Origin of the sequence: Sphingomonas silueang, assembly GCF_040049155.1 — a bacterium.
GTDB classification, from domain to species: Bacteria; Pseudomonadota; Alphaproteobacteria; order Sphingomonadales; family Sphingomonadaceae; genus Sphingomonas; species Sphingomonas silueang.
The window spans coordinates 38,966-56,974 of sequence record NZ_JBDZDK010000007.1; the positions used below are offsets into that span (position 1 = coordinate 38,966).

Annotated in this window: 16 protein-coding genes; 5 read left to right on the forward strand and 11 right to left on the reverse strand. The window is 69.4% G+C overall.

Features of this window, described 5'->3' with window-relative positions:
* Positions 1-27: 27 nt before the first annotated feature.
* The 5 genes from ABLE43_RS08975 to ABLE43_RS08995 are packed head-to-tail and all read right to left on the reverse strand — an operon-like array spanning position 28 to position 2,709.
* Positions 28-186 (reverse strand): hypothetical protein, encoded by a 159-nt coding sequence (locus tag ABLE43_RS08975; protein WP_348978153.1) that lies wholly within the window; start codon positions 184-186, stop codon positions 28-30.
* Complete coding sequence (locus ABLE43_RS08980; protein ID WP_348978154.1) at positions 183-1,700, reverse strand: helix-turn-helix transcriptional regulator; 1,518 nt, start codon at positions 1,698-1,700, stop codon at positions 183-185. The genes ABLE43_RS08975 and ABLE43_RS08980 overlap by 4 nt, the downstream gene beginning before the upstream one ends.
* A gap of 13 nt (positions 1,701-1,713) precedes the next feature.
* Positions 1,714-2,079: a CsbD family protein gene (locus tag ABLE43_RS08985; protein WP_348978155.1), complete on the reverse strand. Its 366-nt coding sequence runs from the start codon at positions 2,077-2,079 to the stop codon at positions 1,714-1,716.
* A gap of 28 nt (positions 2,080-2,107) precedes the next feature.
* Positions 2,108-2,428 (reverse strand): hypothetical protein, encoded by a 321-nt coding sequence (locus ABLE43_RS08990; protein WP_348978156.1) that lies wholly within the window; start codon positions 2,426-2,428, stop codon positions 2,108-2,110.
* Between the two features lie 38 nt (positions 2,429-2,466).
* Entirely contained in the window at positions 2,467-2,709 is a 243-nt protein-coding gene (locus tag ABLE43_RS08995; RefSeq protein WP_348978157.1) for a hypothetical protein, read from the reverse strand.
* Positions 2,710-2,840: 131 nt separating this feature from the next.
* Between ABLE43_RS08995 and ABLE43_RS09000 the strand changes: the two genes are divergently transcribed.
* From ABLE43_RS09000 to ABLE43_RS09015, 4 genes are all read left to right on the forward strand, one after another.
* The gene (locus ABLE43_RS09000; RefSeq protein WP_348978158.1) at positions 2,841-3,671 is read left to right on the forward strand and encodes a sulfurtransferase; all 831 of its coding nucleotides are present in this window, start codon (positions 2,841-2,843) and stop codon (positions 3,669-3,671) included.
* Positions 3,668-4,861, forward strand: coding sequence for a cystathionine beta-lyase (gene metC, locus ABLE43_RS09005; protein WP_348978159.1), 1,194 nt, complete (start codon positions 3,668-3,670; stop codon positions 4,859-4,861). Before ABLE43_RS09000 ends, metC begins: the two co-directional genes overlap by 4 nt.
* The gene (locus tag ABLE43_RS09010; protein WP_348978160.1) at positions 4,858-6,162 is read left to right on the forward strand and encodes a mechanosensitive ion channel family protein; all 1,305 of its coding nucleotides are present in this window, start codon (positions 4,858-4,860) and stop codon (positions 6,160-6,162) included. Before metC ends, ABLE43_RS09010 begins: the two co-directional genes overlap by 4 nt.
* Before the next feature lie 112 nt (positions 6,163-6,274).
* Complete coding sequence (locus ABLE43_RS09015) at positions 6,275-7,405, forward strand: GNAT family N-acetyltransferase (protein WP_348978161.1); 1,131 nt, start codon at positions 6,275-6,277, stop codon at positions 7,403-7,405.
* A gap of 18 nt (positions 7,406-7,423) precedes the next feature.
* Here the strand turns inward: ABLE43_RS09015 and ABLE43_RS09020 are convergent, their stop codons facing one another.
* From ABLE43_RS09020 to ABLE43_RS09040, 5 genes are all read right to left on the reverse strand, one after another.
* Positions 7,424-7,750 carry a hypothetical protein gene (locus ABLE43_RS09020; protein WP_348978162.1) on the reverse strand — a complete coding sequence of 109 codons (327 nt, stop codon included), beginning with the start codon at positions 7,748-7,750 and terminating at the stop codon, positions 7,424-7,426.
* Positions 7,751-7,770: 20 nt separating this feature from the next.
* Positions 7,771-9,408 carry a hypothetical protein gene (locus ABLE43_RS09025; protein WP_425475246.1) on the reverse strand — a complete coding sequence of 546 codons (1,638 nt, stop codon included), beginning with the start codon at positions 9,406-9,408 and terminating at the stop codon, positions 7,771-7,773.
* A 128-nt stretch (positions 9,409-9,536) separates the two neighbouring features.
* Positions 9,537-12,584: a TonB-dependent receptor domain-containing protein gene (locus ABLE43_RS09030; protein WP_348978163.1), complete on the reverse strand. Its 3,048-nt coding sequence runs from the start codon at positions 12,582-12,584 to the stop codon at positions 9,537-9,539.
* A 464-nt stretch (positions 12,585-13,048) separates the two neighbouring features.
* Positions 13,049-14,539, reverse strand: coding sequence for an ABC transporter permease (locus ABLE43_RS09035; protein ID WP_348978164.1), 1,491 nt, complete (start codon positions 14,537-14,539; stop codon positions 13,049-13,051).
* A complete protein-coding gene (locus tag ABLE43_RS09040) occupies positions 14,536-15,456 on the reverse strand; it encodes an ABC transporter ATP-binding protein (RefSeq protein WP_348978165.1) in 921 nt (306 codons plus the stop codon). The genes ABLE43_RS09035 and ABLE43_RS09040 overlap by 4 nt, the downstream gene beginning before the upstream one ends.
* Before the next feature lie 145 nt (positions 15,457-15,601).
* Here ABLE43_RS09040 and ABLE43_RS09045 point away from each other — a divergent pair, with 145 nt between their 5' ends.
* A complete protein-coding gene (locus ABLE43_RS09045) occupies positions 15,602-16,345 on the forward strand; it encodes an L-fucose dehydrogenase (protein WP_348978166.1) in 744 nt (247 codons plus the stop codon).
* A gap of 196 nt (positions 16,346-16,541) precedes the next feature.
* On the opposite strand, the gene ABLE43_RS09050 is transcribed toward ABLE43_RS09045, so the two are convergent.
* Entirely contained in the window at positions 16,542-18,005 is a 1,464-nt protein-coding gene (locus tag ABLE43_RS09050; protein WP_348978167.1) for a glycoside hydrolase family 125 protein, read from the reverse strand.
* Positions 18,006-18,009: the final 4 nt, after the last annotated feature.

Sequence of the window (18,009 nt, forward strand, 5' to 3'; positions counted from 1 at the left end):
CTGTTTGAAAACGGTGCCGTCGCGCGCTCAGCGGCGCGGCGGGTCCTTGTCGGTGTCGGCGCCGCCGCCGGGCGGGGTGCCTGCGGTATCGTCGCCGATCAGCTTGCCGATGGCGTCGCGCACCGACGCCTTCCCCGCGCGCTTCGCGGTTTCGCGGTCGTGGGCGGTGTCCGCTCCGTCGGTCATGCCGCCGTCTCCTGCCCGGTGCGTTCGATCAGCACGCCCTCGCCGTCGAAGCCGCGCGCGCGGGCCCAGGCGACCGCCGCGATCCGGCGGTTGACCCCGATCTTGGCATAGATGCGCGCGACATGGTTGCGCACGGTATTGCCCGCCACGTCCAGCGTGCGCGCGATCCGCTTGTCGTCATAGCCGCGACAGATCAGCGCCAGCACCTCGCGCTCGCGCGCGGTCAGGTCGTCGATCCCCGGACCGTTCGCCGCGACATGCGGCGCGCGCAGCCGGGCCAGCTTGTCGAGGATCGAGCGGCTGAACCAGCTCGTATCCTTCATCACCGCCTCGATCGCCTCGACCAGTTCCAGCTCGGTCGCCTTGCGCTGGGTGATGTCCTGGAACGCCCAGAGCACCGCCTCCTCCTCGCCCAGCCGGATCGCCTCGGTCGAGATCAGGCAGTCGATCGTCGCGCCGTCCTTCGCATGGATTCGCGCCTCATGCCCGCGCAGCGCCTCGCCCGCCGCCAGCGCATGTTCGACCGCGCGGCGCGCCTCGCTGCTGTCCCACAGCTCCACCTCGCCCAGCGGACGCCCGATGATCTCGGTCGCGGCATAACCGGTCATCTGGGTGAAGCTCGCATTCACCTCGCACAGCAGATGCCCGTCGTGCGCGCCGATCGCCATCGGCACCGGCGCCATCTGGAAGGTGCGGGTGAAGCGCTCCTCGCTGTGGCGCAGCGCCCCTTCCGCCTTGCGACGCGGTTCGAGGTCGGCGAAGGTGAACAGCATGCACGGCTGCCCGTGCATGTCGATCGGCTGGCCCGCGACGATCACCAGCCGGGTGCCGCCGTCGGGCAGCTCCAGCTCGGCCTCCATCTGCGGGATGGTGCGCCCCTCGCCCAGCCGTTCCTTGGCCAGGTCGCGCCGCTCGGCGTTCCGCAGCACGTCGATGTCGTACACCGTCTTGCACAGCACCTGATCGCGCGGGAATCCGGTCATCTCGGTAAATCCCTCGTTGACCTTCACGAACCGCAGGTCGCTCAGGCGGCAGATGACGGCGGGCGCGGGATTGGCGTTGAACGACTGCTCGAACCGGTCCTCCGCCTCGTACTGCGCCGTCACGTCCTGAAGGATGAGCACGAGGCAGGCAGGCTCGCCGTCGTCGGTGTCGTTCAGCACCAGGCTGCGCACCTGATGCACCCAGCGCGGTTCCTCATCGCCCGCGACGGTCACTTCGACCACCACTTCGGAAAAGGAATCGCCCGCGACCACCCGGTCGATCGGATAATCGTCCGCCTGCAACCGGTGGTTGTTGCGGTAGCGCAGCCGGAACCGGTCGCGATATTCGTCGACGGTCGCGCCCAGCTCGCCCAGGCTGCCGACGCCGTGCATCGCCAGCGCGGCGTCATTGGCCCAGAGCAGGCTCTGATCCGGATCGATCAGGATCACCCCTTCGTCGAGACCGACGATGATCTGGCGCAGGTGGCGCAGATCGGCGGTCTCGCGGAGCGATCGGAGCGCGGTCGTCATCGTGGGGGCTCGATCAGCCGCGACGGCCGTGGAACGCCCAGGCGAGCGCATAGCCGCCGATCGCCGCCGCCGCGACCCACAGCAGCGGGGTGTCGCGCACCTTCTCCTGTGCCTTGTGCCCGCCCTTGCGCGCGCCGTCGGCGGCGCGGGCGGTCACGTCGTGCAGCCGCTCGCGCGCTTCCTTCGCCAGTTCGGGCGCGCTGTCGATCGCGTCGTTCAGGATCGACCGGGCACGGCCATAGCTGTGGCGCGCACCGCCCGCGACCTGATCGACCACGCCGTCGACCTGCCAGTCGCGGCTGTCGACCGTGTCGCCGACCGCCTTCTCGACCTTGCCGGTGGCATAGCGCACGCCGCCTGCGAATTCGTCCTTGTTCATCGCAAATGCTCCTGTGGCTGGAGGAAGATCAGAGGACGCCGCAACCCGCCGCGGCCTTGCCGACCGCGAGGGGGATGGCGGGGTCCTTGAGCTCGCCCGCGACCCGGACCAGATCGCCGACGGTCAGCACCGCCGGGTTCGGATCGTTCCTGCCATAGGCCGCGGCGGCCCGGCCGAGCTGCTGGAGCTGTCCGATCGACAGGTCGCCCTGCAACCGGGTGCCGACGCAATCGGCGCGTCCGGCGTCGAGGCCGTAGCGCTGCAACCCGGTCGAAATCCGCGTCGCGGGCGCGGCACAGGCGCTCAGGGCCAATGCACCGCACATCATCGTCGCCACTGCCTTCATCATCGGTTCTCCCGCAGCCGGACAGGGCCGGCTCGGGCGTATCAACCGATCGGGATAGGCGGCGTTCCTGGTATCTTTGCGGGCCTGCCCTGGTCCCGATCGACCAGTTCGAGCAGCCGGACGCGATCGAGATAGAGTTGCGCCAGTCGCAGGTGAATCGAACACGGGCCGGGTTCGTCGTTCTTTTCAGCAAGTTGCCGATGATCGTCCGCGCGGCGACGCAGATAGGCGCATTCCTCTGCGCCCGATCGGAAGATCACCTCTGAATCGCGACGGTCATTCATAAAGATGATCGTACCAGTCGGCCGGGCATGGCCCTATCGGCAATACATACTATCGACGTGGTACTTCGGCATGTCGCGGCAGCGGCGGGTAGCGCTTCCCCGTCGAGGGTTCCGCGCCTAGACAGTCGGCCATGACACCGCTTGTTACCACCGACTGGCTGGCCGACCGGATCGGCGCGGACGGCATCGTGCCGCTCGACGCCACCTATGTCGCGGTCCAGACCGATCCGCCAAGGGACGAGGCCGCCGAACATGCCGCCGGGCATATCCCGACCGCGCGCTTCCTCGACCTGCGCGGCCTGTCGAACGGGCAGGCGACCTCGCTGCCCGCGGCGGAGAAATTCGCGGCACGGCTGGGCACGCTCGGCATCGCGCCCGACGACCGCATCATCCTCTACGACGATTCGCCCCACCGCACGAGTGCGCGCGCATGGTGGCTGTGGCGCCGCTTCCTGCCCGGACAGGCGGTGGCGATCCTCGACGGCGGCTTGGCGAAGTGGCGCGCCGAGGGACGCCCGCTCGATAACGGCATGGCGTCGCCGCCCCCGACGCGGATCGCCGCCGATCCCGATCTCACCGCCGTGCGGACCAGGGCGATGGTGCAGGCCATGCTTGCCGTCGGCGGCGAACAGCTGCTCGACGCGCGCGGATGGGGCAGGTTCAGCGGCACGGAGCCCGACCCGCGCGGGCTGCCCTCCGGCCATATCCCCGGCAGCCGCAACCTGCCCTATGCCCGCTTCTTCCGCGACGACGGCACGTGGAAATCGCCCGACGAACTTGCGTCCCTGTTCGCCGAGGCCGGAATCGACCTCCACCGCCCGGTGACGACGACCTGCGGATCGGGCATCACCGCCGCCGTGCCCGCCTTCGCGCTGCACCTGCTCGGGCGCGACGCCGCGCTGTACGACGGGAGCTGGAACGAATGGGCCGCCGATCCGACCACGCCGAAAGTCCGCCCATGAGTTCGACCGATCGCCCGCAATCGCCCGCCACCCGTGCCGTCACCGGCGGGCGGCGTCCCGAATGGACGACCGGCGTGGTCAACGTGCCGGTGTGGCGCGCCTCGACCATCCTGTACGACAGCGTGGCCGACCTGCGCGCGGCGGCGGGGAGCGATACCCACCACCGGCTGTTCTACGGGCGGCGCGGCACGCCCACCCAATGGTCGCTGGCCGAGGCGCTGACCCAGCTGGAGCCGGGCGCGCACGGCACGTTGCTCTATCCTTCGGGCGTGGCGGCGATCACCACCGCGCTGCTCGCGTTCCTGAAGCCCGGCGACCATCTGCTGCTGCCCGACAGCGCCTATGATCCCACGCGCGCCTTTGCCAATGGCATGCTGGCGGCGATGGGGATCGCGACGACCTTCTATCCGCCGACGATCGGTGCGGGCATCGCTGGCTTGATGACCGACGCGACCCGGGTGCTGTTCCTCGAAAGCCCCGGCAGCCTGACCTTCGAGGTGCAGGACGTGCCCGCCATGACCGCCATCGCGCGCGAACGCGGCATTACGACGATCCTCGACAATACCTGGGCCACGCCGCTGCTGTTCCCGGCGATGGCGCACGGCGTCGACGTGACGATCATGGCCTGCACCAAATATGTCGTCGGCCATAGCGACGCGATGCTGGGGTCGGCGACCGCCGTCGAGTCGCATTGGGACCGGCTGCGCCACGCGACCTATCAGCTCGGCCAGCATGTCGGCCCCGACGATGCGGCGCTGGGCGCGCGCGGCCTGCGCACCATGGCCGTCCGGCTGAAGCAGCATGGCGACAGTTCGATCCGCATCGCCCGCTGGCTGGCCGAACAGCCGGGCGTCGCCCGCGTGCTGCACCCCGGCTTGCCCGGCTGCCCCGGCCACGAGCTGTTCCTCCGCGATTTCCGGGGGAGCGCCGGGCTGTTCGCCTTCGTGCTCGACGGGGGCGGCGAGGCGGCGCGCGCCGCGCTGATCGACGGCCTCGCGCTGTTCGGCATCGGCTACAGCTGGGGCGGCTTTGAGAGCCTCGCCCTGCCGATCGATCCGCAGCGCCACCGCACCGCGCAAGCGTGGCAGGCGGAGGGGCCGATGGTCCGGCTCCAGATCGGGCTCGAGGATACCGACGACCTGATCGCCGATCTCGACGCGGGTCTGGCCCGCTTCCGTAGCGCGCGGTGAACCCCGCCGCCGCCTGGATCGCCGCGCGCGGATTGCCGGTGCCGACCGTCGCGTCGCTGACGCAGGCCGCCGTCGCGATCGGCTGCGTGCTCTTGGCGCTGCTGCTCGGCTGGGCGGCGGGGCGCTGGGCCGGGCCGCGCCTGTCCGAGCTGTGGCGGGCGCAGGTGGGCGAGCATGCCGGGGGCCTCGCGGCGCGGATGTGCGACATCCTGCGCCATTTCGTCGCGGTGGTCGCGCTGGCGGTGGTGGCGGAGGGGTGGGACTGGCGCCCGCTGGCCGGCGTGCTGGTCGGCACCGCGCTGGGTGCGGCGGTGGCGCGGCTGGTGGTGCAGCTGCTGCGCGGCGTCGGCATCGCCCGCTGGCTGGCGTGGACCGTCGCGCTGATCGCGTTCGTCGCGGTGCTGTCGGGCACGATCGGCGGGCTGGACCCGATCACCCGCACGCTCGACGCGATCGGCTTCTCGATCGGGCGGCGGCGGCTGTCGCTGCTGGCGGTGGTCAGCACGCTGCTGACCGCGGTCGTGCTCTATGCCGTGGTGCGGCTCGCCAACCGGCTGATCGCGCACGGCGTGGGCCAGGCCAGGGGACTGGACGCGACGCAGAAGCTGCTGGCGCAGAAGCTCGCCTCGATCGCGGTCGTCATCGCCGCCTTCTTCTTCGGCATCGACCTGCTCGGCATCGACCTGACGACCTTCGCGATCTTTTCGGGCGGCCTCGGCCTTGCGGTCGGCTTCGGCTTGCAGAAGACGGTCGGCAACCTGATCGCCGGGATCATCCTGCTGATGGACCGCTCGATCAAGCCGGGCGACGTGATCGTCGTCGGCGACAGCTTCGGCTGGGTCAACAAGATCGGCGTCCGCGCCGTCTCGGTCATCACCCGCGACGGCAAGGAGCATCTGATCCCCAACGAAAACCTGATGACGCAGGAGGTGGAGAACTGGTCCTTCTCTGACCGCAACGTCCGCGTCCGCATTCCGGTGGGCGTGGGCTATGAGACCGACCTGCGCCTCGCGCAGCAGCTGATGTTGCAGGCGGCGACCGAAAGCCCGCGCGTGCTGCGCAGCCCCAAGCCCAATGTCTGGCTGATCTCCTACGGCGACTATGCCGTCGAGCATGAGATCCTCGCGTGGATCAGCGATCCCGAACAGGGCGTGGGCAACGTGCGGTCGGACGTGCTCAACCGGCTGTGGGATCTGTTCCGCGAGAACGGGATCGCGATCCCCGTGCCGCGCCGCGAGGTGATGTTGCGCGATGCCGCTTCCGATTCCCTGCGTCATTCCCGCGAAGGCGGGAATCCATAGACGCCGACGACGCGGCAGGAACCGGAACGGCTGCGGCAATGGATTCCCGCCTTCGCGGGAATGACGATCGCCGGGACTACCCCTTACCCCCGCCACCCCCTATCTTGCCCCCGTGACGACCATCACCGCCCGCATCGCCCAGGGCGTCCGCGCCATCCCTGCCGATCAGTGGGATGCCTGTGCGGGCAGGGACAATCCGTTCCTCTCCCACGCCTTCCTGTCCGCGCTGGAGGCATCGGGCAGCGTCGGCGGACGATCGGGGTGGCAGGCGCTGCCCGTCGTGGTGGACGATGCCGACGGCATCCCCGCCGCGATCGCCCCCGCCTATGCCAAGGCGCACAGCCAGGGCGAATATGTCTTCGACCACGCCTGGGCCGACGCATGGGAGCGCGCCGGGGGCGACTATTACCCCAAGCTTCAGGTCGCGGTGCCCTTCACGCCCGTTCCCGGTCCCCGGCTGCTGCTGCGCGATCCCGCACAGGCGGGCGCGCTGATCGGCGGGCTGGAGGCGCTGGTGACGCAGAACGGCCTGTCCTCGGCCCATGCCACCTTCGTCGACGAAGGCCAGCTGCCGCTGTTCGAGGCGGCGGGCTGGCTGGTGCGGCAGGGGGTGCAGTTCCACTGGACCAATCGCGGCTATGCCAGCTTCCACGACTTCCTCGGCGACCTCGCCAGCCGCAAGCGCAAGGCGATCCGCAAGGAACGCGCCGCCGCGCTACAGGGCCTGACCGTCCGCCACCTGACCGGCGACCAGATCGAGCCGCGCCACTGGGACGCCTTCTGGACCTTCTACCAGGACACCGGCAGCCGCAAATGGGGCCAGCCCTATCTGACGCGCGGCTTCTTCCCGCTGCTGTCGCAGACGATGGGGACCAAGGTGCTGCTGATCCTCGCCGAGCGCGACGGCGTGCCCATCGCCGGGGCGCTCAACCTGATCGGGGCGGATGCGCTCTACGGGCGCTACTGGGGCGCCGTCGAGGAGGTGCCGTTCCTCCATTTCGAGCTATGCTATTATCAGGCGATCGACGCCGCCATCGCGCGCGGGCTGGCGCGGGTGGAGGCGGGGGCGCAGGGCGAGCACAAGCTCGCGCGCGGCTATGTGCCGGTCCCCACCTGGTCGGCGCATTTCCTGCCCGATCCGGGCTTCCGCCGCGCCGTGGCCGAATTTCTGGTGCGCGAACGCGCGGCGGTGGCGCAGGAGCAGGCATATCTGGGCGAGCTGGCCCCGTTCCGGCGGGGCTGATCCCCGCCGGACATGCGCTCACTTGCGCCCGAACGCCCCGCCGAGATTGCCGAGCACGTCGCCCAGGCCGCCGGTGCCGGTGCCCGTGCCGCTGTCGAACCCGAACAGCCGGGCGAGCTGCCCCATCGCATCCGCCCCGCCGACCTCGGACAGCACCGCCTCGATCTGGTGGCGCGACACGCCGCTGTGGTCGGCGGCTTCCTGCGCAGGATCGTCATGCTCGGCATATTGCGCCAGCAGCGTCAGCACCTTCTCGACCGTCTCGGGCGCGATCCCCGCCTTTTCGGCGATGGCGTTCAGGTCCAGCTTGCCCGCGAAGTTCAGGGCGGTGTTGCGAAAGTCCATGCTCGTCTCCTTGATTCCGGTCAGTTCCCGCGCGCCGCGAGCTGGCGGCCCGGCCAGTTGCGGGGTCTGGCGAACGGTCGATTGCCCAGATCGCTCCACGTCAGCGTCGGCGGCGGCACGCGGTGATCGATGCGGAACACCGCGCTCGTCCCGCTGCGCCATACGGGGATCAGCCCCTGTTCCAGCCTGCGGTCGTACTTCGGCGGGCGGATCAGCCAGACATAGTCGAACGCCTCGCGCGGGAACTTGCGCAGCGCGCCCGCGACCGGGCGCCAATATTCGCGCGGGCATTTGACGTCCGTCACCAGCTCGGACGGATCGTGCGAGAAGCCGCGCGCGATGCGATAGCGCACCGTCAGCAGCTGCCCCCCCGCCATCGACCACTGGTCGTTGGCATAGGCCTGCCGCCGCGCCAGCGCCATGCCGGGCAGGTGCTGCAGCCGGGTCATGCGCCATTCGTTGTAGCAGGTCTCGCCGACGAAGGTGACGAGCCGCGCGCCCACCGGCACATGGTCCAGCGCCGCCAGCTCGCGGTCGTAATCGCGGTCGTACAGCCAGAAGCTGGCGGTGGTCGCCCCGATCCGCACGACGAAGATGGCAAGGCCGATCGCCGCCAGCGTCGCCGCGTTGCGGATCGACACGCCGGGCTTGGGCCTGAGCGCGATCAGGCTGATACCGAACAGATACGGCACCAGCCGCATGTCGGCATAGGCCGATCCGAACACGATGCGCGGCAGCAGCACATAGACCGCGATCAGGAACAGCGCCGAGAGGCCGAGGTTGCGCGAATAGCCGATGTTGGGATCGCGCAACCCCTTGAACAGCACCAGATAGAAGACCGCGACCGACGCCAGATCGTAGAATTGCCAGCGATCCCGGAGCGTCATCGTCATCCAGAGCATCTTGGCGCGCCAGTTGAACCAGTCGGCGGTCTGCCCGCCGACATGCCCGCCGGACCGCCACAGCAGCATCAGCAGGGCGGGCGGCGCGAGCACCAGACAGTGCAGTCCGGCATGGAAGGCGGCGGCGAACCAGTTCTTCCGCCGGTCATGCTCGCGGATCAGTTCCGCGGAGGCGGCGAGCACGCCCAGCGTCCCCCAGCCGAAGGTATGCGTCAGCCAGATCAGCCCCGCGATCGGCACGAACACGACCCCGCGCAGCACCAGCCGCCCCTGCCGCCCCAGCCGCAGCCACAGCGCAAAGGCGTTGAGCGCCAGCGCCATCGACAGCACGAAATTGGCGAAGCCGAAATGGAAGGGAAAGCTGTAGACGATCGGCAGCGCGAACAGCGCGGTCGGCGGGATGCGGCCATGCACCTCGCGCGCGATCCACAGCAGTCCGATCGCGGTCAGCGCCGGGATGGCGAGGATGACGAGCTTGACCGTGGGTTCGAGGCCGATCAGCGGCTCGAACAGCCACACGAGCAGATCGACGCCGAGGTTGCCGATCAGGCTCCAGTCGAAGTTGTACCATTCGTGGAACCACGGGGCCTGCCCCGTGTCCCACAATTGCTGCACGCGGTAGCGGCCCATATGGCCGGGCAGGTCGACCATCGGCGGCACGTCGGGCCAGAGCAGCGGCACCATCGCGAGCAACGCCATCGCGACGACGAACCACCGCGTCTGCCACCACATGCGGCGGTCGGTGCCAGACTCCAACGAAACTTCCCCCGGTTGCGGTCCCATCCCGTCACTTGCGATACGGCGGGACGGGGCGGTTGCGCAAGGGACCGCCGGGGTTTCCCCCGGCGCCTTGCGGCGGGTGGTGGGGCCACCCGCCGTCCGGATCAGAAGCGGAAGCTGGCGCCCGCGCGGAACTGGCGGCCGATCAGCCCGGCATAATGCCATGTCGTCAGGAAGTTCGGCGCGCTGGCATAGGCCGCCGGGGCCACCGGCGCCTTCACGTCGAACAGGTTCTTCACGTTCAGGAAGAACGAGAAATTGTCGCCGACCTTGGCGGTGCCGTTCAGGTCGACGTTGATGAAGCGCTTGACGTAGCAGAACTTCAGGTCCTGCGGCGACGACCGGGTATAGAGGTTGCCGGTATCGCAGTCGCGCGGCAGCCCCTGGTCCTCCGACACCGACTGGATGCGCCCGGTGTAATAGGTCGTGGCCGACAGCGCGAAGCTGCCGAAGTCGAGCGTGTTCTGCCAGTTGCCGCGCCAGTTGGGCGTGCCGTTGCCCGACGACAGGTCGTACGGCCCGAGCGTACCCGCATAGTTCTGCACGTCGGCGGGGCCGGTGCCGGTGACGAGGTTGTACTCGAAGATATGCGTCACCTCGATCCGGCTGGTCAGCTTGATCGTGTCGGTGATCGGCGCGGTCAGCGTCGCCGCCAGGTCGATGCCCTGGGTGATCGCATAGTTGGCGTTCACATAGGGGACGTTGATGATGAGCACGCGGGGCAGCGCGTTGGGGAAGTTGGGATCGGCCCCGTCGACGCTGTTGACCGAATAGCCCTGCCCGATCGCCGCGACCGCCGCCTGCGCCGCCGCAAGGTTGGGCGCATTGTAATAGGCCTCGGTCGCCTTGCCGACCAGCGGGCCGGTGACGATCAGGTTCTTCTTCTTCACATTGTAGTAATCGGCGGTGAAGCTGAACCAGCGCACCGGCTGGAAGATCAGGCCCGCGGTGAAGCTGCGCGAGATTTCCGGCTCCAGCGCCGGATTGCCCGCGACGCCGCGGCCCAGCGAATATTGCAGGTTGTACGGGTTGCCGTTGGCCGAACAGCTCGTGTTGGTGCCGGTGCCGCCGTGCTGCAGGATGAACACGCACGGCGGGGTGGTGGTGACGAAGCCCGCATACTGGCTGCGCGGCCCCGATTCGGCGAAGGTCGGCGCGCGGAACCCCTCGCTATAGGTGCCGCGGAACGCCAGTTCGCGGATCGGGGTGAACTTCGCGCCGACCTTGGGCGAGAAGTGGCTGTAGCCTTCCGAATAATGGTCGTACCGGCCCGACAGGTTGACGTCGAGCTGGTCGAGCACCGGCGCATCCGCCTCGACATAGGCTGCCGACACGGTGTGCGCGCCGAACGCCGAGGCGGTCGTCAGGCCATAGGTGTCGAGCTTCACGTTCTGGTTGTTGTTCTCCAGCGTCTCGCGCCGCACCTGCCCGCCGACGGCGACCTGGAGCGGCCCGCCGGGCAGGTCGAACAGCCGCGCGGTCAGCGATGCGTCGAGCGAGGCCATGGTCGAGAAGGACGGCGTCACCTTGTCGGGCGCGATCGTGTCGCGCACCGTCTGGCTGTTGGCCTGCGGATTGACGAAGTTGTACGACCCCGTGTTGATCGCGCGCAGCGTCTGGGCGATGTTGAGCAGCCCGTGCTGGGTGATCTCCATCTCGTCGCGCGCGTACACGCCGTCGATCCGCCAGCCGAAGCGGTCCTCGCCGAAGCTGCCGTTCAGCCCGGCGGCGGCGCGATACACCTCGTTCTTGCGGTCGCTGCCCGCCGGAATGTCGCCGAACAGGTAATAGATGCGCGCCGCGCCGTTGTTGGGATCATTGGCATAGGCGGCGGCGAACGGGTTGTTCGGGTTCAGGCGGCGGTCGCTCGCGGTCGCGCAGTTCGTGCCCGCCGAACAGATATAGACCGGCAGCACGATGCCCGGATTGGACGAGGCGATCGACGGCGCGGCCCCGAACGGCTGGGTCGCGCGGATCGCGGCGGGCGTGCCCTTGATGCTCACGTCGCTGCGGCTGTACATCGCCGAGACATAGCCCTCGACGTCGTCGCCCAGCCGGATGCTCAGCCGCCCGTTCAGCGCATAGCGTTCCTGGAGCGGCTGGATCTGGCGATACTTGTCGACCAGATCATATTTGCAGCCGGTGCCCTGCACCGCGCTGGTATTGACCGTGAAGGTGCCGCGCGCGCAGTTCGCGAGGCCCAGCGCCTGATACTGGTTCGACAGCGGCGCACCCGCCTGTCCCGACAGCGGGTTGTTCAGGTCGCTCTGGCGGACGCGCGCGACATAGGCGGTCGGCACGTTGACCGTCATCGAGCTGTCGGACGCATTATTGTCCAGCCCGCCGATCGGGGTCAGGTCCTGCGTGTTGTACGGGAACCCGCGGCTGGCGTTGGAGACGCGCCCGTCGCGCTGGTATTCGCCGTTGATATAGACGTTCCAGCCATTGGCCGCATAGTCGCCGGTACCGGCGGTCAGGTGGACGCGCTGGTGCGACGCATCGCCGCGTTCGGCGATGCCGCCCTCGACCAGGGCGTCGATGCCGGTGAACTGCTTCTTCAGGATGACGTTGACGACGCCGCCGATCGCATCGGCGCCATAGGTGGAGGATGCGCCGTCCTTCAGCACCTCGACCCGGTCGACGAGGCTGAAGGGGATCGAGTTGAGGTCGACATAGGCGTTGTGCCCGTCGTCGTTGAGCGGGAAATTGGCCGAGCGCAGCCCGTCGATCAGCACCAGCGTCGAGGAGACGCCAAGGCCGCGCAGCGACACCGCCGAACCGCCCGCCGAGAAACCGCTCTGGAACCCCGTGCCGATCGATCCGGCGCTGTCGGCGGAGATCGAACGGATCGCGTCCGACACGTTGGTGATGCCCGCCTTGGACAGCGTGTCCGCCGTCAGCACCGTGACCGGCGAGGGGGTTTCGGTGTCGGTGCGTCGCAGCAGCGATCCGGTGACGACGATGCTGTCGTCGCTGCCCTGGTCGGCGGTGCCGTCGACGGTCGTCGGATCGGTCGCCTGCGCCTGCTTCTCCAGCGTGGCGGGCGCGGCGGGGCCGGTCTGGGCCATCGCCGGACCGGCGATCAGCGCGGCGGCAAGGGTCAGGGTGGCGCTACCCGCAAACAAGCGCGCGCCGCCGAAAACGGTCTTCATGTCGTCAAAGCCTCCCCATGGGAACCGGCCGATGCCCCCGCATCGCCGCCCGACGGGAAGTCTGTTCCACGCCAGCGAAGGCGTAAACCGGATTGTTATAAATTATCTCTGTATTGTAATGTAATGTTGCTATGACGACACAGTCCCTGCTTCGGGGCATGGCTGTTGCACTGGAGTCCGATGCAATGCGGGGTACCCTTTCGTCCTGAGTAGCCACTGAGCCTGTCGAAATGGCGTATCGAAGGACCGCCCCAGGCAGGTGCTTCGATATGAGGCTTCGACAAGCTCGGCTTCAACGCAGCACGAACGGGGCTACCTGAAGTCATCACGCTCTGACGCGATCCCGGTTCGGCCCCGATGGTGGCCGCGCCGCGATCGAGCCGACCGGTCCTCCCGCGGGCACATTGCCGGGCATGCTGCAGCGCTACGCATGACCGCCCGCGATCGGGCGGGCAGAGGTAGGGCTATACCCCGCCGCGCATCAGCCGCAGCAGGTGCCGCACGTCGCTGCGCTGCCCGCTCGCCAGCAGGCTCGCCCGGAACACCCGCCCCAGCAGCACGATCTCCAGCGCGATGAACGCGGCGGTCAGCGCGCCGGTCGCCCACAGCTGCCACAGCGGCATGCCGGTGCCCAGCCGCGCCAGCACCGCGAACGGGGTCCAGATCGGTACCCAGGTCAGCACCTCGATCGCCGGGCCGCTCGCCCCGCGCAGCACCGCCTGCACCAGGATCGTGACCGGGATCATGATGACCAGCAGTACCGGCGTCAGATAGCCCTGCGCATCGCGCATCGAATCGACCATCGCCCCGATCGTCAGGAAGAGCATCGCGACGATGATGTACCCGGCGACGAAGAAATAGAGGATCGTCGCGATCGCGCCGGGCGACGACACCGGTTCCAGTGCGGGGCGGATCACCTCGGCGATCGCGCCGTGGGTGGCGAAGGCGGCGACGATGCCGCACACCGCCCAGGTCGCGACCATCGACAGCCCGATGCCGACCGTGCCGACCAGCTTGCCGTACATCAGCTCGTTCGGGCTCACGCAGGCGAGCACCGTCTCGATCAGCTTGTTGCTGCGCTCCTCGACCGACCCTTGCAGCATCCAGCTGCCCGAGAGCACCAGCGACATCAGCAGGATGTACGCGCAGGCCAGCGGCAGGATCGAGCGGATCAGCACCCGTTCGCGCCCGCTGCCGCGCGGCGGCGTGACGACCGCGATCGCGGGCGCGATGCCCGTCGCGGTGACGGCGACCGGCGGCGCGACGCCGTTCGCTTCGAGGTAGCGGACCTTCAGTTCCTGCGCCAGCACCTCCTGCGCCAGCGTCACGAACGCGCCCGACGGCGCGCCGTTCGCCCATAGCCGGACCTCGGGCGTCCGCCCGAAGCCGGCGGGGATATACAGGGCATAGTCGAGCGGCTTCGCCTCGCTGCCGTCCGCCGGGCGCAGCAGCGGGGCGAGCGCGGCGTCGATCCGTTCGGGCGGCGCGGAGGCGACCGCCGGGGGCACGGGGACGATGCTGTAGTCGCGCTCGGGCGGTGCGAACGCCGGGGTGTCCGGCCCCGCCACGGTGGCGATGCGGGCGAGCGCCGCCTTGCTGCCCCCGTCCGCGATGAAGCGGGCGACGTCACCGTCGCCGTACCAGCGGTCGTGCCGGGCCCAGGGCGCGGCGGGATCGGCGCGCTCCAGCCGGTACCGCTCGACATAGCGCGACAGCGCGGCCAGCAGTTGCCGCTGTTCCTCGCGCTCGATCCGTGCGGCGATCGCCTGCGCGGTGCCGCCGCCGGTCTTGTCGATCAGCATCACCCGGCGCGTGTCGGGCTTGTCGAGGAAGCGCGTGGCGACCGGCCCGATCGCAAAGGCCAGCGGCAGGATCAGCAGCGTGACCCAGAAGCTGCGCGTGGCGGCGATCTGGCGGAACTCGCGGCCCGCCACCAGCAGGATGCGTGCCATCATGCGCGTGCTCCCCCTTGCCCGACGATATGCAGGAACACCTCGTGCAGCCCGGGCCGGTGCTGCTCGAAACGGCGCAGCGCAAAGCCCTGCTCGGTACAATGCTGCAACAGGTCGGCGGGGTCGCGCCCGGTCGCCAGCCGCACGTCCCACGCGCGCCATCCGTCGCCGAGGTCCGCGCCCGCGACCGCGGTTTCCACGCCGTCGAGCATCGCGGGCGACCGGCGCGCCACCACGTCGAGCCGCGCGGGCAGCGTGGCGCGTGCCTCCGCCTGCGTCCCCTCGAACCGCTTGGACCCCCTCGCCAGCAGCAGCAGCCGGTCGCACAGCCGTTCGGCATGCTGCATCACATGCGTCGAGAACACGACCGCCGCGCCGCCCTTCGCCGCGCCGAGGATCTCGTCCTCCAGCAACCCCTGGTTGACCGGGTCGAGGCCGGAGAAGGGTTCGTCGAGGATCAGCAGTTCGGGCGCGTTCACCACCGCGGTGGCCAGCTGCACCTTCTGCGCCATGCCCTTCGACAGCTTGTCGACCCCGGTCTTGAGATTCGCCCCCAGCCCGAACCGGTCGAGCAATTCGCGCCCCCGGCGGCGCGCGTCGGCGGCGGACATGCCCTTCAGCCGCCCGAAATACACCACCGTCTCCAGCGCGGTCATCGACCGGTACAGCCCGCGCTCTTCGGGCAGGAAGCCCAGCCGCCCGCTCGCCTCGCGCCCCGGCGGTCGGCCCAGCACCTCGATCGTGCCCGCATCGGGCCGGATGATGTCGAGCACCATCCGCAGCGACGTCGTCTTGCCCGCGCCGTTGCCGCCGAGAAAGCCGTAGACCTCGCCGGGCGCGACCGCGAAGCTCAGAGCGTCGACCGCGGTCATCGCACCGAACCGTTTGACCACGCCGTCGAGGCGCAGGGCGTGTTGCATCGATACTCCCCCCGTGACTGTGGCGATCATCCCCGCTTGTTCGCCGCACCGCAAGGGGGCTTGGCCGTTGCCGCCACCGATGGACAGGCGGCGGGGCACTTCGGTATCCCCTGCGCGACACACGGACAGGGGAGGAGCGGGCGACATGGACCTCGGGCTGGCGGGCAAGGCGGTGATCGTGACCGGCGGCGCGGGCGGGATCGGCGCGGCGATCGTCCGCGCGCTGGCCGCCGAAGGGGCGATCCCGCTGGTGATCGACCGCAATCCGCCCGACGGCGACCTGTGGTTCCATCGGGCCGACCTCACCGACCTGTCCGCCTGCGCCGCCGCGATGGCGGCGATCGAGTCGGCGGGGTTCGTGCCCTATGGCCTCGTCAACAATGCCGGGGCGAACGACGGCCTCGCGCTGGAGCGCGATCCGGCGGAGTTCCTCGCCTCGGTCGGGGCCAATCTCGGCCATTATTTCGCGATGGCGCATCACGCGCTGCCGCATCTGAAGCGGACGCAGGGCGCGATCGTCAACATCGCGTCCAAGACCGCGCTGACCGGCCAGGGCGGCACCAGCGGCTATGTCGCGGCCAAGGCGGCGCAGCTCGGCCTCACCCGCGAATGGGCGGCGGCGCTCAGCCCGGACGGGGTGCGGGTGAACGCGGTGCTCCCGGCGGAAGTGATGACCCCGCTCTACCGCCGCTGGCTGGACGGCTTCCCCGATCCGCAAGGCGCGCTGGATCGCATCACCGCGAAGATCCCGCTCGGCCACCGCATGACCGAGGCGTGCGAGATCGCCGACATGGTGGTGTTCCTCCTGTCGCCGCGCTCGGCCCACACCACCGGGCAATGGATCGTGGTCGACGGCGGCTACACCCACCTCGACCGCGCGCTGACGTGAGCGGGGGGAACCCACCTTTCGTGCCGAGCGAAGCGGGAACACGAGGCAGGGCGCTGCTCCCCTCTTCGTCATTCCCGCGCAGGCGAGAGCCCCTATGCGCCGACGTCGCGAATCCTTAGCGCCCCTCAGCGCATATGGATTCCCGCCTGCGCGGGAATGACGAGCTGCCCTTGTAACGTCGGAAGATCGATCCTGCCTACGCCCGCACCGGCGCGTAGCTCCGCTTCAACAGCTGCGGGCGCGTCGCCGCGACATGCAGGATCAGCTCGCCGAACAGCCCGTTGGCCCAGGCGAACCAGTCGCGGCTGAACTTGCCTGGATCGTCCTTCTCGAACGCCTCGTGCATGAAGCCGGTGCCGCCGTGCGTGTTGCGCAGCGTGGTCAGGCACCGCACGATCGTCGCATCGTCGGTGGCGGAGAGCGCGCGGACGATCAGCGACATCGGCCAGATATAGTCCATGCCCTGATGCGGCCCGCCGATGCCTTCCCCGGCGCTCCCGCGGAAGAACCACGGATTCGCCTCGCTCCACGCCGCCGCCGCCGTCCGCCGCCAGCGCGCATCACCGGCGCCCACGCAGCCGAGCCATGCGAGGCTGGACAGCGACGGCACATTGGCATCGTCCATGAAGAGCGCATTGCCATAGCCGTCGACCTCATAGGCCCAGACCTCGCCGCCGTCGGCCAGCCGCATCGTGCCGTGCCGCGCCACCGCCGCCGCGACCTCGTCGGCCAGCGCCGTCGCGTCGCTCGCCAGCGCGGCATCGCCCCGCGCCGCATGCGCGACCCCGGCCATCTCGCGCAGCGTCGTCACCGCGAACAGGTTGGCGGGCACGAACAGCGGATATTGGCAGGCATCGTCGGAGGGACGGAAGCCCGAATGGATCATGCCGTTCTTGGCGGTGGGCGCGCCGTATCCGGCCAGCAGCGTCTCGGTCGGCTGGTTGCTCGAACGCTGGAATTTATACGGCCCCGGTCCGTCCCTGCGCTGCTGTTCGCGGAAGGTCCGCACGATCGCCCGCATCGCCTCGGCCCAGCGCGCGTCGAACGGCCGGGGATCGCGCGTCTCGGCCCAATAGCCATGCGACAGGCGCATGACATAGCACAGCGAATCCACCTCCCATTTGCGCTCGGCGACGCCGGGGCGCATCTCGGTCGCATCCGCCTTCGCCCAGTTGAGCGAGGTCCTGGCCGACGGGTCTTCCATGAAGGCGTTGGCGTATGGATCGATCAGCACTGATCGCGCATGCCGCGCGATCAGCCCGCGGAACAGCTCGCGCAGCTTCGCATCGCGCTTGGCCAGATGCAGGTAGGATTTCACCTGCGCCGCCGAATCGCGCAGCCACAGGCAGGGGATGTCGCCGGTGATGACGAAGCTGTCGGGCTTGCCCTCGACCGTCCCCATCCGGACCGTCGTGTCGAGCGTGTTGGGATAGCAGTTGGCGAACAGCCACGCGAGTTCGGGGTCGGCGATCATACCGCTGACCCGCGCGATCTCCTGTTCCACCGCCGGGCTGGTGAAGGCGCGGTCGGCGGGGGCGGGGCGCTTGCTCGCGAAGCCCCCGCCTGGCCTTGCGAAGCCGACCGACGGCCATCCCCCGACGGCGAGCCCCGCGCCCAGCAGCGCGCCCTGTGCCATCAGCTTGCGTCGGTCGGTCCGCATCGCT

What these genes read in the sequence shown, in the direction of transcription:
- ABLE43_RS08975 (WP_348978153.1), bottom strand. Translation starts at nt 186, where the DNA reads ATGACCGACGGAGCGGACACCGCCCACGACCGCGAAACCGCGAAGCGC.
- ABLE43_RS08980 (WP_348978154.1), bottom strand. Translation starts at nt 1,700, where the DNA reads ATGACGACCGCGCTCCGATCGCTCCGCGAGACCGCCGATCTGCGCCAC.
- ABLE43_RS08985 (WP_348978155.1), bottom strand. Translation starts at nt 2,079, where the DNA reads ATGAACAAGGACGAATTCGCAGGCGGCGTGCGCTATGCCACCGGCAAG.
- ABLE43_RS08990 (WP_348978156.1), bottom strand. Translation starts at nt 2,428, where the DNA reads ATGATGAAGGCAGTGGCGACGATGATGTGCGGTGCATTGGCCCTGAGC.
- ABLE43_RS08995 (WP_348978157.1), bottom strand. Translation starts at nt 2,709, where the DNA reads ATGAATGACCGTCGCGATTCAGAGGTGATCTTCCGATCGGGCGCAGAG.
- ABLE43_RS09000 (WP_348978158.1), top strand. Translation starts at nt 2,841, where the DNA reads ATGACACCGCTTGTTACCACCGACTGGCTGGCCGACCGGATCGGCGCG.
- metC (WP_348978159.1), top strand. Translation starts at nt 3,668, where the DNA reads ATGAGTTCGACCGATCGCCCGCAATCGCCCGCCACCCGTGCCGTCACC.
- ABLE43_RS09020 (WP_348978162.1), bottom strand. Translation starts at nt 7,750, where the DNA reads ATGGACTTTCGCAACACCGCCCTGAACTTCGCGGGCAAGCTGGACCTG.
- ABLE43_RS09030 (WP_348978163.1), bottom strand. Translation starts at nt 12,584, where the DNA reads ATGAAGACCGTTTTCGGCGGCGCGCGCTTGTTTGCGGGTAGCGCCACC.
- ABLE43_RS09035 (WP_348978164.1), bottom strand. Translation starts at nt 14,539, where the DNA reads ATGATGGCACGCATCCTGCTGGTGGCGGGCCGCGAGTTCCGCCAGATC.
- ABLE43_RS09040 (WP_348978165.1), bottom strand. Translation starts at nt 15,456, where the DNA reads ATGCAACACGCCCTGCGCCTCGACGGCGTGGTCAAACGGTTCGGTGCG.
- ABLE43_RS09045 (WP_348978166.1), top strand. Translation starts at nt 15,602, where the DNA reads ATGGACCTCGGGCTGGCGGGCAAGGCGGTGATCGTGACCGGCGGCGCG.
- ABLE43_RS09050 (WP_348978167.1), bottom strand. Translation starts at nt 18,005, where the DNA reads ATGCGGACCGACCGACGCAAGCTGATGGCACAGGGCGCGCTGCTGGGC.